The following is a 15,580-nucleotide window of genomic DNA, read 5'->3' as shown; positions in this document are numbered from 1 at the left end:
TGCAGTCACCTGAATTACTGTCCTGCAAGCCGGCACCGCGAGAGGTCTTGCTCATTTTGCAAATACCTCCAGCAATCGGGGCGCAATTCTGTCCAGTGGGCGAATTTCAACAGCAGCATCAATGGCCGCCGCCGCTTTGGGCATGCCATACACCGCACAGCTCTGCTGATCCTGAGCGATGGTCAAATAGCCTTGTTCACGCAATATCTTGAGGCCCTGGGCCCCATCGCGCCCCATACCGGTCAGGAGTACGCCGACGGCGTCACCGTTCCAGTGGCTGGCGACGCTCTCGAAAAACACGTCGATGGACGGCCGGTAAATCTCGTTCACCGGCTCCGCGGTATAGGCTAGCGTGCCATTTTTCAACAGGCGAATGTGGTGGTTGGTACCGGCCAGCAGCACCACGCCGCTTTGTGGCGGCTCGCCCTCTCGCGCCAGGCGCACCGGCAGGCCGGAGGCGCTGCTCAACCATTCGGCCATGCCGGCGGCGAACACCTGGTCCACATGCTGCACCAGCACAATGGCGGCGGGAAAATCGCGGGGCAAGCCCTTGAGCAGGATTTCCAGGGCGGCCGGGCCGCCCGCCGACGACCCAATCGCCACCAGGCTTTGACGTTTGCCGGGCGCGCGTGCAGGCGCGGTGTCGGCGCGTACGCGGCTGCCTCGCTGGCCGATCAGCCAGCCAATATTGAGGATTTTGCGCAGCAACGGCGCCGCCGCATCCTTGGGGTTGCCCACGCCCAGCGCCGGGGTGTCCACCACATCCAGGGCGCCATGGCCCATGGCTTCGAATACGCGACTCATATTTGCCTGGCGGTCGACGGTCACCAGCAGAATAGCGCATGGGGTCTCGGCCATGATCTGTCGCGTGGCCTCCACGCCGTCCATCACCGGCATGATCAGGTCCATAAGGATCAAGTCCGGGGTCAATTCGGCGCAGCGCTGTACGGCCTCCAGGCCATTGTTGGCCACCCACACCACCTGGTGCGCCGGCTCGAAGCTCAAGGCACGGCGCAGCGCCTCTACCGCCAGGGGCATGTCATTGACGATCGCAATCCTCATGCCCGGGCGCCCCCGATCAGCTCCATCACGGCATCCAGCAAGGCGTCGTCGTGGAAACTGGCTTTAGCCAGATAATAGTCGGCACCGGCGTCCAGTCCACGGCGCCGGTCTTCTTCGCGATCCTTGTACGACACCACCATCACCGGCAACGATTGCAGGCGACTATCACGGCGCAAGAGTGTGACCAATTCGATCCCGTCCATACGAGGCATATCAATGTCAGTGATCAGCAGGTCGAAGTCTTCGGAACGCAGTGCGTTCCAGCCATCCATGCCATCGACGGCGACCGCCACTTCATAACCACGATTAAGTAACAATTTACGTTGCAGCTCACGCACGGTGAGCGAGTCATCCACCACCAGCACGCGCTTGCGCGGTGCTTCGGTGGCCTGCTGGCTGCGCCGGGCGATACGCTCCAGGCGGCCAGTGTTGAGCAATTTATCCACCGACCGCAGCATGTCTTCGACGTCGACGATCAACACCACCGAGCCGTCATCCAGCAAAGCACCGGCGGAAATATCCTGGACCTTGCCCAAGCGGTCATCCAGCGGCAACACCACCAGGGTGCGTTCGCCGATAAAACGTTCCACCGCAATGCCATACACCGCATCGCGCTCGCGGATCACCACCACCTTCAGGGTTTCGTCATTGCTCTGCCCCGGCGGGCGCTGCAATAACTGGCTGGCGGCCACCAGGCCGACATGCCGGCCTTCGTGCCAGAAATGCTGGCGGCCTTCCAATTGCACGATGTCCTCCGGCGCCAGGTCGCACATCCGTTCGATATGCGCCAGCGGGAAGGCATAGGCTTCCTCGCCGACTTCCACCACCAGGCTACGCACCACCGACAAGGTCAACGGCACTTCCAGGTGGAAACGGCTGCCCTGCCCCGCCGTCTGTTCCAGCACCACCGCGCCGCGCAGTTGGCGGACCATGTGCTGCACCGCATCCAGGCCGACGCCGCGCCCGGACACTTCGGTGACCTTGTCGCGCAGGCTGAAGCCCGGCAGGAACAGGAAGGTCAGCAGCTCTTCTTCACTCAAGCGCAGCGCGGTTTCCAGCGGTGACAGATGCCGGTCGACGATAGTGCCGCGCAGGCGCTCCAGGTCGACGCCATTGCCGTCGTCGCTTAACTCCAGCACCAGCAAACCGGCCTGGTGGGAGGCGCGCAGGCGGATCAAGCCTTCGGCGGGTTTGCCCGCCAACACCCGCTGCTCGGGCATTTCAATGCCGTGGTCGACGGCATTGCGCAATAAGTGCGTGAGCGGCGCTTCGAGTTTTTCCAATACGTCGCGGTCGACCTGGGTCTTTTCCCCCTCGATCTCCAGGCGCACCTGCTTGCCGAGGCTGCGGCCAAGGTCGCGCACCATGCGCACCTGGCCGGCAAGCACATCGGCAAACGGCCGCATGCGGCAGGCCAGCGCGGTGTCATAAAGCACTTGGGCGCGCTGCCCGGCCTGCCAGCCGAACTCATCCAGCTCGGCGGTTTTATCCGCCAGCAACGCCTGGGCTTCACTCAACAGGCGGCGCGTGTCGGCCAGGGCTTCCTGGGCTTCCAGGCTCAAGTCCATGGCCTTGAGCTGGCCATCGAGCGTGTCCAGGGCGCGCGCACTGTTGCTTTGAATACGCTTGAGGCGTTGCAGGCTCACCAGGTAAGGCTTGAGCCGCTGGGTCTCGACCAGGGACTTGCTCGACAAGTCGAGCAGGCTGTTCAAGCGCTCGGCGGTGACACGCAGCACGCGCTCGCCGCCTTCGGTCATGCGTTTGTTCGGGCGCGGCAGGTCAGTGCTGACAGGCGGCGCGGGCTCAGGCGGCAACGGGTCAATCACCGGCGCAGGCGCAGGTTGCGCAGTGGCGACGGCAACCGGTGCGGCTTGGACGATCGGCTGCGACGGATCCAGCAGGCGTTCCATCAGCGCCACGTACCCGTCGATATCCGCCGGGCCGACGTTATTGCCCGGCGTGGCGATGCGCATCAGCAGGTCGGTGCCCTGCAGCAAGGCGTCGATATGTTCGGGTTGCAGATACAGACGGCTTTCCTGGGCGCTGACCAGGCAGTCCTCCATCACGTGGGCCACGCTGACCCCGGCGTCCACGCCGACAATCCGCGCCGCGCCTTTAAGCGAGTGCGCGGCGCGCATGCACGCCTCGAGCTGGTCGGCCTGGGTGGGGTTGCGCTCCAGGGCCAGCAGGCCCGCGCTCAGTACCTGGGTTTGTGCATCGGCTTCCAGGCTGAACAGTTCCAGCAGCGAGGCATCGCGCATCTGGTCGGGGGTCATGTGAGGCTCCGGGTCACGGCAGACAACAATTGCGCCTCGTCCAGCCAACGCAGGCTGCGGCCTTTCCACTGCAACACGCCTTGGGTGAAGCGCGCACTGGCCTGGGTGCCGGAGGCCGACGCGGCCTTCAAGGTGCGCTCATCGATGGCATGGATGCCGTCGACTTCGTCCACCGGCACCACCACCGGGCCGTCCTGGGCAGCAATAATCAACATGCGCGGCATCACGCGTGCGCCGGTAGTGACTGTGCCGGCAAGGTCCAGCCCCAGCAGCTCCACCAGTGACAGGCACGCCACCAGCGCGCCGCGCACATTCGCAACGCCCAGTAATGCGCGGGAACGCTGGTGCGGCAACGAATGAATCGGCTGCAGTGGCGCCACCTCCACCAGGCATCGGGTGGCAATGCCCAGCCACTCTTCACCCAGACGGAACATCAGAATCGAACGGGTGACGATGTCTTCGTCAACTTCCGCGACGGCATACGCCTGCCGGTCGCCCTGCTGCAACGCGTAACGGTCAAGCAGGCGCGTGGCGGCGGCGGAATACACCGAGCAGTTGCGGCAGTGGATATGCTCGGCGAGCAACGGGCAGGACTTGTCACCATGGATGCCGATGCGGTTCCAGCAGTCGTCGATGGCTTGGGTGTCGGCCAGGGTCAGGTCCAGGCCTGCGGTGTCGAGCGCATCAAGGTTATTCATCGTTTGGACTCACTGTCTGCCCGCTCGCTGCGCGCGGCCCGCGCCTGCAAGCGGCGCGCGCCCGCGCTGTCACCCTGGGACTCGAGCAATGCGGCCAGGTGCATCAAGGCCTGCGGGTGCTGCGGTTCCAGGTACAAGGCTTTGCGGTAATAACCCTGGGCTTCCAGGGCGCTGCCGGCCACGTCGCTGAGCAGCCCCAGCCAGTAAAACACCTGGGCGGCCGGCGGGTGGTGACTCAAATACTGTTCACACGCGGCACGGGCCTCGGCACTTTTGCCTTCGTTGGCCAGCGTGGCGATGCGGCTGAGCAAGTCGCCCGCATCGCTGTGCGGCGCCTTTATCGGCACTACTTGGGCGCTCACTGTGCTGAACGGGCGCGGCTTGGCGGGAATCGGCGCTGCGCTGCGCGGGGGGATGGGCAGGGGCACAAACACCGGTTCAGGCTTGACCGGCTCGGCATGCCGGCTGAATGCAAAGGATTGCGGCACGCCAATCGAACGCATGCCATGGCGCCCCAACAGGCTGCCCTCGGCGGGGCCGATAAACAGCACACCGTCTTCGTGGGTCAGGCGCTTGAGCACATCGAACACTTGCTTCTGGGTGGGCTGGTCGAAGTAGATCAGCAGGTTGCGGCAAAATACAAAATCGTAGCTGGGCTCATTCGCCAGCAACGCCGGGTCGAGCAAGTTGCCGACTTGCAGGCGCACTTGTTCGCGCACCCGCTCGGCGATGTGGAAACCGTCGGGCTGTTCGCTGAAGTGACGCTCGCGAAACTCGATATCACCGCCGCGAAAGGAGTTCTTGCCGTACACGCCACGCTTGGCGCGCTCCACCGACAGCGGGCTGACATCCAGCCCCAACACCTTGAACTGGTGCGGCGCCAGCCCGGCATCGAGCAAGGCCATGGCAATCGAATAAGGCTCTTCGCCCGTGGAGCATGGCAGGCTGAGAATACGCAGGGCGCGCATCTGCTTGATCGTCGCCAGGCGCTCCTTGGCCAAACGCGCCAGGGTGGCAAAGGACTCGGGGTAGCGGAAAAACCAGGTCTCGGGGACGATCACCGCTTCGATCAGCGCCTGCTGCTCATCATGGGAACTCTGCAAATGCTGCCAGTACTCTTGTGCGGTCTGCGCCTGCACGGTCTGGCTGCGCTGGCGTACGGCTCGCTCGATGATCGCCTCGCCTACCGAGGCGACGTCCAGGCCAATACGGTCCTTCAAGAAGGCAAAGAAGCGCGGGTCGTTACTCATAGGCTCAGCTCACTGGCAAACAGCAAGGCGCGCACGTCATCGGTGAGCAGGTCGGCGACGCCGATCCATTGCATCAAACCCAAGGCATCTTCACGCACCGGCCCCAGGTACGGCGCCTCGCGGTTAGCCAGGCCGTAAGGCTGGAATTCGGCCGGGTCGCAACGCAGGGTGTCGGTGGCCTGCTCCAGGATCAGCCCCAGCCAGCGCGCCTCGAGCCAGGGTTGCGGCTGGTAATTGACCAGCACCAGCCGGGTGCTGGTGCGCGCCTGGGCCGCTGTGCCGAAGGTCAACGCACACAGGTCGACGACGGGCACCAATGCGCCACGGTGAGCAAAGATCCCCGCCACCCACAATGGTGCATGGGCGATAGGTTTGAGCGGCAGGCGCGGCAACACCTCGGCCACTTCCGTGGCCTTGAGGGCGTAGCGTTCACCACCGATGCGGAACACCAGGAACAACGCCTTTTTCGCTGCCGGGACGGCGCCGCGTTTAGCCGCGAGGTCGCTCATCAGACTTTGAAACGCGATACGCCGCTGCGCAGACCGACCGCAACCTGGCTCAGTTCATCAATGGCAAAGCTGGCCTGGCGCAGGGATTCCACGGTCTGGCTGCTGGCATCGCCCAGTTGCACCAGCGCGTGGTTGATCTGCTCGGCGCCGGTGGCCTGGGCCTGCATGCCTTCGTTGACCATCAGCACCCGCGGCGCCAGGGCCTGTACCTGATGGATGATCTGCGACAGCTGCTCGCCCACTTGCTGCACTTCGAACATGCCGCGACGCACTTCTTCGGAGAACTTGTCCATGCCCATCACGCCCGCCGACACCGCCGACTGGATCTCGCGCACCATCTGCTCGATGTCGTAGGTGGCCACGGCGGTCTGGTCGGCCAGGCGGCGCACTTCGGTGGCCACCACGGCAAACCCGCGTCCGTACTCGCCGGCCTTCTCGGCTTCGATGGCGGCGTTGAGCGACAGCAGGTTGGTCTGGTCGGCCACCTTGACGATGGTCACCACCACTTGGTTGATGTTGCCGGCCTTCTCATTGAGGATCGCCAGCTTGGCGTTCACGAGGTCGGCGGCGCCCATCACCGAGTGCATGGTTTCTTCCATGCGCGCCAGGCCTTGCTGGCCGGAGCCGGCGGCGACCGAGGCCTGGTCGGCGGCGGTGGACACTTCGGTCATGGTGCGCACCAGGTCTTTGGACGTGGCGGCAATTTCCCGTGAGGTCGCGCCGATCTCGGTGGTGGTGGCCGCTGTTTCGGTGGCCGTGGCCTGTTGTTGCTTGGAGGTGGCGGCGATCTCGGTCACCGAGGTGGTCACCTGCACCGACGAACGCTGGGCCTGGGAGACCAGGGCGGTCAGCTCGGTCATCATGTCATTGAAGCCGGTTTCGACAGCGCCGAATTCGTCCTTGCGCTCCAGGTTCAAACGCTTGCTCAGGTCGCCGGTGCGCATGGTTTCGAGGATTTCGACGATGCGATTCATCGGCGCCATGATCGCGCGCATCAGCAGCAGGCCGCACAGGCCGGCAGCGAGGATGGCCACGGCCAGCGACACGAACATACTGATTTTCGCGGCGGATACTGCGTCATCGATCGCGTTGGTTGCGCGGTCGGCGACATTCTTGTTATCGGTGATGATGTCGTTGAGCTTCATGCGACCTGCGGTCCAGGTCGGCGTCAACTGGGTGTCGAATTCCTTGCGCGCGCCGGCCAGATCACCCCGTTGCAGGCTGTCGAGCACGACGGCGAGGCTCTTGTTATAGGCCTGGTGCAGCGCCTCGAACCGGTCGAACTGACTGCGATCCTCATCACCGCGGATGGTTTGTGCGTAATTGGCCATCTGCTGCACGACGCGGGCTTCGAAGGATTTGAAGTCGGCCTTGTCGGCGTCCGTCAACCCTTTGTCGTCGCGCAGGCCGATCAATTGCAGGGTATCGAGGTAACTGTCGACCCAGGCGCTGCGAATCATCGAACTGAGGTACACCCCAGGCACCGCGTCATCCCGAACCGAATTCTCACCCTCCTCGATTTTCAGCAACCGTGAATAAGAGACCACAACCATTAACAGCATGATGGCGATAATGACCGCAAAGCTTGCCAAGATCCGTTGGCGCAAGGTCCAGTTCTTCACAGTAATTCCTCGAAGGGCCAATCAAATGCCGAGGAGTATAGCTGAGCGGGTGCCCGCATTAATCAACAGGTTTTGATGTAGCGCTCACAGAACGCAAAAACACTGCGCAAGTGACGCAATGGGTCACGGGCTACGCTCCCACTCAGAGCGTGGGAGCGATCATTCCTGCGGTCAGAGCGTGGCTTGGCGTACCTGTTTTTCCAGCTCGGCCTTTAGGCCAGGCTCAAGTTTGAGTTGGCGGGCCAGCTCGTCCAGGTAGGCTTTTTCCATGAAGTTTTCTTCGTCCACCAGCATCACGCTGGCGATGTACATCTCGGCGGCCATTTCCGGGGTGCTCGCTGCCCGCGCCACGTCGGCGGGATCCAGAGGCTTGTTCAGCTCGGCGTGCAGCCAGCTTTGCAGTTCACGGTCGTTATCGAGCTTGGTAAATTCGCCTTCGATCAGGGCGCGTTCACGTTCGTCTACATGCCCGTCGGCTTTGGCGGCAGCGACCAGCGCCTTGAGAATGCCCTGGCTGTGTTGTTCGACCTGGGCCGGCGGCAGGCGGTCGATGGTTTGCGGCTCGCCTTGGGGTGCGCCGGCCTGCTGCGCCTGCCAGTTGCCGTAAGCCTTGTAGGCGATCACGCCAAGTGCCGCCAGCCCGCCATAGGTGAGCGCCTTGCCGCCGAATTTGCGCGCCTTTTTATTCCCCAGCAACAGCCCCATCGCTCCCGCCGCCAGGGCGCCGCCGCCAGCACCGCCGAGCAAACTGCCGAGCCCGCCGCCACCGAGCAAGCCGCCGAGGGCGCTTTTGTCGTCCGATTTGCGTTGCCCGCCGGCTTTGTTTTGCAACATGTCCTGGCCGGATTTGAGCAACTGATCGAGCAATCCACGGGTATTCATGCGTAGCCTCCAGACACTTGGGTTCGTAGGACCAATAGGCCCCCAGCGTAAAACTAAGTGCCAAAAAGCCGCGATCTAGAGTGCTTCCAGATGTAACGCCGACAGCACAAGCTGGAAACGTCTTGTTTCACATGCAACGCCATCACCCCGCCATCAATCAATTTTCCTTCTGCATCGAACCGCTTAAGCTATCCGGCGTCTGTTTATTGTCCGTTGCGTTTGGTCGAAGGCATGTCCGAACCGTTATTTCTGATCCGTTACGTGCCAGGAACGGCGCGGGATTTGCTCACGACAGGTTGTCTCTATGCACCGCAGGAATTTGCTTAAAGCGTCCATGGCCATTGCGGCTTACACCGGTTTGTCGGCCAGTGGCCTGCTGGCCGCGCAGGCCTGGGCCGGGAACCGTGCCGCCGATGGCAAGGCCGTGGCGTTCGACTTCGAAACGCTCAAGGCCCAGGCCAAGCAGCTCGCCGCCACCGCGTATAAAGACACCAAACAGGTGCTGCCGCCGACGCTGGCAACCATGACCCCACAGAATTTCAATGCCATTGGCTACGACGGCAACCATTCGCTGTGGAAGGAGCTGAACGGCCAGCTTGACGTGCAATTCTTCCACGTCGGCATGGGCTTCAAGACGCCGGTGCGCATGCACAGCGTCGACCCCAAGACCCGCGAAGCCCGCGAGGTGCATTTCCGCCCTTCGCTGTTCAACTATGCCAAGACCACGGTGGACACCAAACAGCTGACCGGCGACCTGGGGTTCTCCGGCTTCAAGCTGTTCAAGGCGCCGGAACTGGATCGCCATGACGTGCTGTCGTTTCTCGGCGCCAGCTACTTCCGTGCGGTGGACGCAACCGGCCAGTACGGCCTCTCCGCACGCGGCCTGGCGATCGATACCTACGCGAAAAAACGCGAAGAATTCCCCGATTTCACACAGTTCTGGTTCGAAACCCCAAGCAAGGACGCCACGCGCTTTGTGGTTTACGCCCTGCTCGACTCGCCGAGCGCCACTGGCGCTTACCGCTTCGACATCGACTGCCAGGCCAGCCAGGTGGTGATGGGCATCGACGCGCACATCAATGCGCGCACCGCCATCGAACAACTGGGCATCGCACCCATGACCAGCATGTTCAGCTGCGGTACCCACGAACGGCGGATGTGCGACACCATCCACCCGCAAATCCACGACTCGGACCGCCTGGCCATGTGGCGTGGCAACGGCGAGTGGATCTGCCGCCCACTGAACAACCCGGCCAAGCTGCAATTCAACGCCTTTGCCGACACCGACCCCAAAGGGTTCGGCCTGGTGCAGACCGACCATGAGTTCGCCAGCTACCAGGACACCGTGGACTGGTACAGCAAGCGCCCAAGCCTGTGGGTGGAACCGACCACCGCCTGGGGCGAAGGCTCGATCGACCTGCTGGAAATCCCCACCACCGGCGAAACCCTGGACAACATCGTGGCCTTCTGGACCCCGAAAAAGCCCGTGGCCGCCGGCGAATCACTCAACTATGGCTACAAGCTGTACTGGAGCGCGCTGCCGCCGGTAAGCACACCGCTGGCGCAAGTGGATGCCACCCGTTCCGGCATGGGCGGTTTTACCGAAGGCTGGGCACCGGGCGAACATTACCCCGACGTGTGGGCGCGCCGCTTCGCCGTGGATTTCAAGGGCGGCGGCCTGGATCGCCTGCCGGCCGGCACCGGGATCGAACCGGTGGTGACCTGCTCCCACGGCGAAGTCAAAGACTTCAGTGTGCTGGTGCTGGACAACATCAAGGGCTATCGCATTCTGTTCGACTGGTACCCGACCAGCGACAGCGTAGAGCCGGTGGAACTGCGGCTGTTTATCCGCACCCAGGACCGCACCTTGAGTGAAACCTGGCTGTATCAGTACTTCCCGCCGGCACCGGACCAGCGCAAGTACAGCTGAAACGCGCCAACAGAGCGTTCCCACGCGAGCGTGGGAACGCGCTTATGCCGGTTAAAACCGCGACACGCTCTTCATTGCGCCGATCAAGTAGCGCATCGCCACCTGATCGTTTTCGGTCAGGGCGCGATACTGCGCCAGCAACTCCACCTCATCCGAACTCAACCTTCGCCCCCGCAAGGACATCCGGCGACCCAAAAAAGACGCCACCGCACCCGCTACGCCATAAGACTTGGTCATGGACCGTTACTCCTGATATCAGTCAATTACTCCTGGTGCCCATTCCCAACGCTCATGAAGCGCAGTGGCTTCAAGGGCAAACAGCCTGACTCCCTGGGCCAGAAATCACACTTACCTTAAGCGTAGAAACAATCTGGTGACGTGTGGGATTTTTTTAGAGTATTCACTTAAAAAATTACTTCGGTAACAAATACCTACAACCCTTTCTCACGCAGCGGCGGCTAAAGGTGGATATCGTGAGGCTCTTGCGCATACGGCTGCGGGTCAGGCTTGCGTTAAACGTGGGTAACAAAAAACCCACCGAATTGGGTGGGTTTGTGGAACGCTGCGCGGGTTCAATCCCTCAGGTCAGACTCATGAATCGGCTGATCACGGTGGGTCGCCCGCTGGTACTGCGCAGGCCAGATGGCTTTGCGCCCGCCCAGGTCATCGTCGGCATGCAGCGGCCAGTAAGGGTCACGCAACAGCTCACGGGCGAGGAAGATGATGTCGGCCTGGCAGGTGCGCAGGATATGTTCGGCCTGGGCCGGTTCAGTGATCATGCCCACCGTGCCGGTGGCGATACCCGACTCTTTGCGCACGCGCTCGGCAAACCGCGTCTGGTAGCCGGGGCCGGTGGGAATCTCGGCGTTCGCGGCGGTGCCACCGGAGGACACGTCGATCAGGTCCACGCCCAGGTCTTTGAGGCGGCGCGCCAGCTCCACGGTTTCATCGGGGTTCCAGCCGTCTTCGACCCAATCGGTGGCCGACACCCGCACAAACAGCGGCAGCTCCTGGGGCCAGACGGCGCGCACGGCTTTGGTCACTTCGAGCACCAGGCGGATACGGTTTTCAAACGAGCCGCCGTAGTGGTCCTGACGCTGGTTGCTGATCGGCGAAAGGAATTGATGCAACAGGTAACCGTGAGCGGCGTGGATTTCCACCACTTCGAAACCGGCGGTCAGCGCACGCTTGGCGGCGGCGACAAAATCGGCAATCACCTGCTGTATCTGCCCTTCATCGAGTGGCTTGGGTTGCGTGTGGTTCGGGTCAAAGGCAATCGGCGAGGGCCCCACCGGCACCCAGCCGCCGTCTTCCGGCTTGACGCTGCCGTGCTTGCCGATCCACGGCCGGTGGGTGCTGGCCTTGCGCCCGGCATGCGCCAGCTGGATGCCCGCCACCGCGCCTTGGGCGGCAATAAAGCGCGTGATGCGTTGCAGCGGTTCGATCTGCGCGTCGTTCCACAGGCCCAGGTCCTGGGCGGTGATGCGGCCATCGGCGGTGACGGCGGTGGCTTCGGTAAAAATCAGCCCGGCGCCACCGACGGCGCGGCTGCCCAGGTGCACCAGGTGCCAGTCATTGGCCAGACCATCGTCGGACGAGTATTGGCACATCGGCGAGACGGCGATGCGGTTAAGCAGGGTCAATTGACGGAGGGTGTAGGGTTCGAGCAGCTGACTCATGGCGCACCTCTTCTGGGTTCTGTGGGCACTATTCAAACAGTGCTTAGAGCCTAGTCGACAACGCTGGATTGCACAGGGTTCAGAAAGGAAAGCGGGAGCCGAGGGCCGGCTCCCGTGTTGCAAGAGATTACATCTCGACCTGGGTGCCCAGCTCGATCACCCGGTTTACCGGGAGTTTGAAGAAGCGCAGGTTGCCGTTGGCGTTTTTCAACATGAATGCAAACAACGCTTCGCGCCAGCGCGCCATGCCTTTGATGCGCGAGGCGATCACGGTTTCGCGGCTGAGGAAGTAGGTGGTGCGCATCGGGCTGAAGTCCAGTTCGTCCAGATGGCACAGCTTCAGGGCTTCGGGCACGTCCGGCTCGTCGGCAAACCCGAAATGCAGGATGACCCGGAAGAAGCCTTCGCCGTAGGCATCGACCTCGAAACGCCGTGTGACCGGCACGCGAGGAATGTCCTCGTAGACCACCGTCAACAGCACCACCTGCTCGTGCAACACCTGGTTATGCAGCAGGTTGTGCAACAGCGCGTGGGGCACGGCGTCCGGCCGCGCGGTGAGAAACACCGCCGTACCCTGCACGCGGTGAGGCGGCTGCACGCGGATGCTGCTGATAAAGATCGGCAACGGCAGGCCGCCTTCGTCGAGGCGCTCGACCAGCAACTGCTTGCCGCGCTTCCAGGTGGTCATCAGCACGAACAGCACAATCCCCGCGAGCACCGGGAAGGCGCCGCCCTGGATGATCTTCGGCACGTTGGCGGCAAAATACAGGCCGTCCACCAACAGGCAGCAGACCAGCACCGGCACCGCCAGGATCGGTGGCCACTTCCATAGCAGCAGCATGACTGCCGACACCAGGATAGTGGTCATCAGCATGGTCCCGGTCACCGCCACGCCGTAGGCCGAGGCCAGTGCGTTGGAAGACTCGAAGCCAAGCACCAGCAGGATCACACCAACCATCAGCGACCAGTTCACCGCACCGATGTAGATCTGGCCCTGCTCGGCGCTGGAGGTGTGCTGGATGTGCATGCGTGGGATGTAACCCAGCTGGATCGCTTGACGCGTCAACGAGAACGCGCCGGAAATCACCGCCTGGGAGGCAATCACCGTGGCCAGGGTGGACAACACCACCAGCGGGATCAGCGCCCAGCTCGGCGCCAGCAGGTAGAACGGGTTGCGCGCGGCTTCCGGGTCGCCGAGCAGCATGGCGCCCTGGCCGAAATAATTAAGCACCAGCGCCGGCAACACCAGGATGAACCAGGCGCGGGCAATGGGTTTGCGGCCGAAGTGGCCCATGTCGGCATACAGCGCCTCGGCGCCGGTCAGTGCCAGCACCACGGCGCCGAGGATCGCCACGCCAATGCCTGGGTGGGCCTCGAAGAACCGCACGGCCCACATCGGGTTCATCGCGCTGAGCACTTCAGGGTGCAAGGTGATGCCATAGATCCCAAGGCCGCCCAGCACCAGGAACCAGGTGACCATCACCGGCCCGAACAGCTTGCCGATGCGGTCGGTGCCGTGTTTCTGGATCAGGAACAGCGCCACCAGCACCACCAGTGCAATCGGCACGACCCATTTTTCCAGGCCATCGAACGCCAATTCCAGGCCTTCAATGGCCGACAACACCGAAATCGCCGGGGTGATCATGCTGTCGCCATAGAACAGCGCCGCACCGCACAGCCCGCATACCACCAAAAAACTGCGCAGGCGCTTGCGCGTGCCTGCCGCCCGCCGTGCCAGTGCCGTCAGCGCCATGATGCCGCCCTCGCCCTGGTTGTCGGCGCGCAGCACGAACAGCATGTATTTGATCGATACGACCCAAATCAGCGACCAGAAGATCAGCGCCAGGATACCCAGCACGCCATCATGGTTGACCTGCACACCGTAACCACCGGTAAACACTTCTTTAAGGGTATAGAGCGGGCTGGTACCGATATCGCCGTAAACCACCCCGACCGCCGCCACCAGCATGCCAATCGGCTTTGCATTGGAATGCTCGGCACCTGCCGCCTGACTATTTGCCTGACCCATCAACCACTCCTGCCCTTTGACCTGAGGTCTTTTATAAACAACGCGCCTAAGCTGACCCTAGCATGCGCTGTTTTACTTCTCGTAACAGACGTTTTATTGACCCCGGGCTTTCACCCGTGTGCAACGGCGCGAAGCATAGCGCAGCACTCGTCGCATTTCCCCGTATAAAGCTGGTCAAGCGCGCTGCCCGTCGATAGAATTGCGCACTTTTTGATCAGAGGCGCACCAAGCGCCCGTCTACCGCCGTGTCGTGCCCGACTGGCGGCGTCATTCAATACCGAGGTTAGACATGTCCACCACCATCGCAAAAGCCAACCCCAAGGTCGGCTTTGTATCCCTGGGTTGCCCGAAGGCTCTGGTCGACTCCGAGCGCATCCTTACGCAACTGCGTATGGAAGGCTATGACGTTGTGTCCACCTATCAGGACGCCGACGTGGTGGTGGTCAACACCTGCGGCTTCATCGACTCGGCCAAGGCTGAGTCCCTGGAAGTGATCGGCGAAGCCATCAAGGAAAACGGCAAGGTCATCGTCACCGGCTGCATGGGCGTGGAAGAAGGCAATATCCGCAACGTGCACCCAAGCGTGCTGGCCGTGACCGGCCCGCAGCAGTACGAGCAGGTGGTCAATGCCGTTCACCAGGTGGTGCCGCCGCGTCAGGACCACAACCCGCTGATCGACCTGGTGCCGCCGCAAGGCATCAAGCTGACGCCGCGTCACTACGCGTATCTGAAGATTTCCGAAGGCTGCAACCACAGCTGCAGCTTCTGCATCATCCCGTCGATGCGCGGCAAGCTGGTCAGCCGCCCGGTGGGCGATGTACTCGACGAGGCCCAGCGCCTGGTCAAATCCGGCGTTAAAGAGCTGTTGGTGATCTCCCAGGACACCAGCGCCTATGGCGTCGACGTGAAATACCGCACCGGTTTCTGGAACGGCGCGCCGGTCAAAACCCGCATGACCGAACTGTGCGAAGCCTTGAGCAGCCTGGGCGTATGGGTGCGCCTGCACTATGTTTACCCGTACCCGCACGTCGACGAACTGATCCCGTTGATGGCCGCCGGCAAGATCCTGCCGTACCTGGACATCCCGTTCCAGCACGCCAGCCCGAAAGTCCTCAAGGCCATGAAACGCCCGGCCTTTGAAGACAAGACCCTGGCGCGCATCAAGAACTGGCGCGAGATCTGCCCGGAGCTGATCATCCGTTCGACCTTTATCGTCGGCTTCCCTGGCGAAACCGAAGAAGACTTCCAGTACCTGCTGGACTGGCTGACCGAAGCGCAGTTGGATCGCGTCGGTTGCTTCCAGTACTCGCCGGTCGAAGGCGCGCCGGCCAACCTGCTGGATGCGGCCATCGTGCCGGACGACGTCAAGCAGGAGCGTTGGGAGCGTTTCATGGCACACCAGCAGGCCATCAGCTCGGCGCGCCTGCAACTGCGCATCGGCAAGGAAATCGAAGTGCTGATCGACGAAGTCGACGAGCAAGGCGCAGTGGGCCGTTGCTTCTTCGACGCGCCGGAAATCGACGGTAACGTGTTTATCGACGATGCCAGCGGCTTGAAGCCGGGTGACAAGGTCTGGTGTACCGTGACGGATGCCGACGAGTACGACCTGTGGGCTGAAAAGCGCGACTAGCTCTGCGAACGCA

General features: G+C 62.5%; 12 protein-coding genes. 2 read left to right on the top strand and 10 right to left on the bottom strand.

Annotation, left to right across the window (positions count from 1 at the left end; all coding sequences use genetic code 11):
* Window positions 1-51: 51 nt before the first annotated feature.
* The 7 genes from BFP92_RS07180 to BFP92_RS07150 form a co-directional block, all read right to left on the bottom strand.
* Window positions 52-1,062, bottom strand: coding sequence for a chemotaxis response regulator protein-glutamate methylesterase (locus tag BFP92_RS07180; protein ID WP_065928944.1), 1,011 nt, complete (start codon window positions 1,060-1,062; stop codon window positions 52-54).
* Complete coding sequence (locus BFP92_RS07175; RefSeq protein WP_065928943.1) at window positions 1,059-3,338, bottom strand: hybrid sensor histidine kinase/response regulator; 2,280 nt, start codon at window positions 3,336-3,338, stop codon at window positions 1,059-1,061. Before BFP92_RS07175 ends, BFP92_RS07180 begins: the two co-directional genes overlap by 4 nt.
* Entirely contained in the window at window positions 3,335-4,036 is a 702-nt protein-coding gene (locus BFP92_RS07170) for a chemotaxis protein CheW (RefSeq protein WP_065928942.1), read from the bottom strand. The genes BFP92_RS07175 and BFP92_RS07170 overlap by 4 nt, the downstream gene beginning before the upstream one ends.
* Window positions 4,033-5,286 carry a CheR family methyltransferase gene (locus tag BFP92_RS07165; RefSeq protein WP_065928941.1) on the bottom strand — a complete coding sequence of 418 codons (1,254 nt, stop codon included), beginning with the start codon at window positions 5,284-5,286 and terminating at the stop codon, window positions 4,033-4,035. Before BFP92_RS07165 ends, BFP92_RS07170 begins: the two co-directional genes overlap by 4 nt.
* A complete protein-coding gene (locus BFP92_RS07160; protein ID WP_058421643.1) occupies window positions 5,283-5,795 on the bottom strand; it encodes a chemotaxis protein CheW in 513 nt (170 codons plus the stop codon). The genes BFP92_RS07165 and BFP92_RS07160 overlap by 4 nt, the downstream gene beginning before the upstream one ends.
* The gene (locus BFP92_RS07155) at window positions 5,795-7,417 is read right to left on the bottom strand and encodes a methyl-accepting chemotaxis protein (protein ID WP_056857575.1); all 1,623 of its coding nucleotides are present in this window, start codon (window positions 7,415-7,417) and stop codon (window positions 5,795-5,797) included. Before BFP92_RS07155 ends, BFP92_RS07160 begins: the two co-directional genes overlap by 1 nt.
* A 171-nt stretch (window positions 7,418-7,588) precedes the next feature.
* On the bottom strand, window positions 7,589-8,299 hold the full coding sequence (locus BFP92_RS07150) for a tellurite resistance TerB family protein (protein ID WP_065928940.1): 711 nt from the start codon (window positions 8,297-8,299) through the stop codon (window positions 7,589-7,591).
* A gap of 304 nt (window positions 8,300-8,603) precedes the next feature.
* On the opposite strand from BFP92_RS07150, the gene BFP92_RS07145 reads away from it, so the two are divergent.
* On the top strand, window positions 8,604-10,229 hold the full coding sequence (locus tag BFP92_RS07145; protein WP_065928939.1) for a glucan biosynthesis protein D: 1,626 nt from the start codon (window positions 8,604-8,606) through the stop codon (window positions 10,227-10,229).
* Window positions 10,230-10,280: 51 nt separating this feature from the next.
* Here BFP92_RS07145 and BFP92_RS07140 read toward each other — a convergent pair whose 3' ends face one another.
* From BFP92_RS07140 to BFP92_RS07130, 3 genes are all read right to left on the bottom strand, one after another.
* On the bottom strand, window positions 10,281-10,466 hold the full coding sequence (locus BFP92_RS07140; RefSeq protein ID WP_065928938.1) for a hypothetical protein: 186 nt from the start codon (window positions 10,464-10,466) through the stop codon (window positions 10,281-10,283).
* A gap of 335 nt (window positions 10,467-10,801) precedes the next feature.
* Complete coding sequence (locus tag BFP92_RS07135) at window positions 10,802-11,908, bottom strand: NADH:flavin oxidoreductase/NADH oxidase (RefSeq protein ID WP_065928937.1); 1,107 nt, start codon at window positions 11,906-11,908, stop codon at window positions 10,802-10,804.
* A gap of 127 nt (window positions 11,909-12,035) precedes the next feature.
* The gene (locus BFP92_RS07130; protein WP_056857580.1) at window positions 12,036-13,937 is read right to left on the bottom strand and encodes a potassium transporter Kup; all 1,902 of its coding nucleotides are present in this window, start codon (window positions 13,935-13,937) and stop codon (window positions 12,036-12,038) included.
* A 301-nt stretch (window positions 13,938-14,238) separates the two neighbouring features.
* Between BFP92_RS07130 and rimO the strand changes: the two genes are divergently transcribed.
* A complete protein-coding gene (rimO, locus tag BFP92_RS07125) occupies window positions 14,239-15,567 on the top strand; it encodes a 30S ribosomal protein S12 methylthiotransferase RimO (RefSeq protein ID WP_170875830.1) in 1,329 nt (442 codons plus the stop codon).
* Window positions 15,568-15,580: the final 13 nt, after the last annotated feature.

The sequence above is a fragment of the Pseudomonas sp. 58 R 3 genome, from assembly GCF_900006605.1.
Lineage (GTDB): Bacteria > Pseudomonadota > Gammaproteobacteria > Pseudomonadales > Pseudomonadaceae > Aquipseudomonas > Aquipseudomonas salomonii.
The sequence above is the reverse complement of the archived record's forward strand: the minus strand, read 5'-3'. Positions and strand labels throughout refer to the sequence as shown.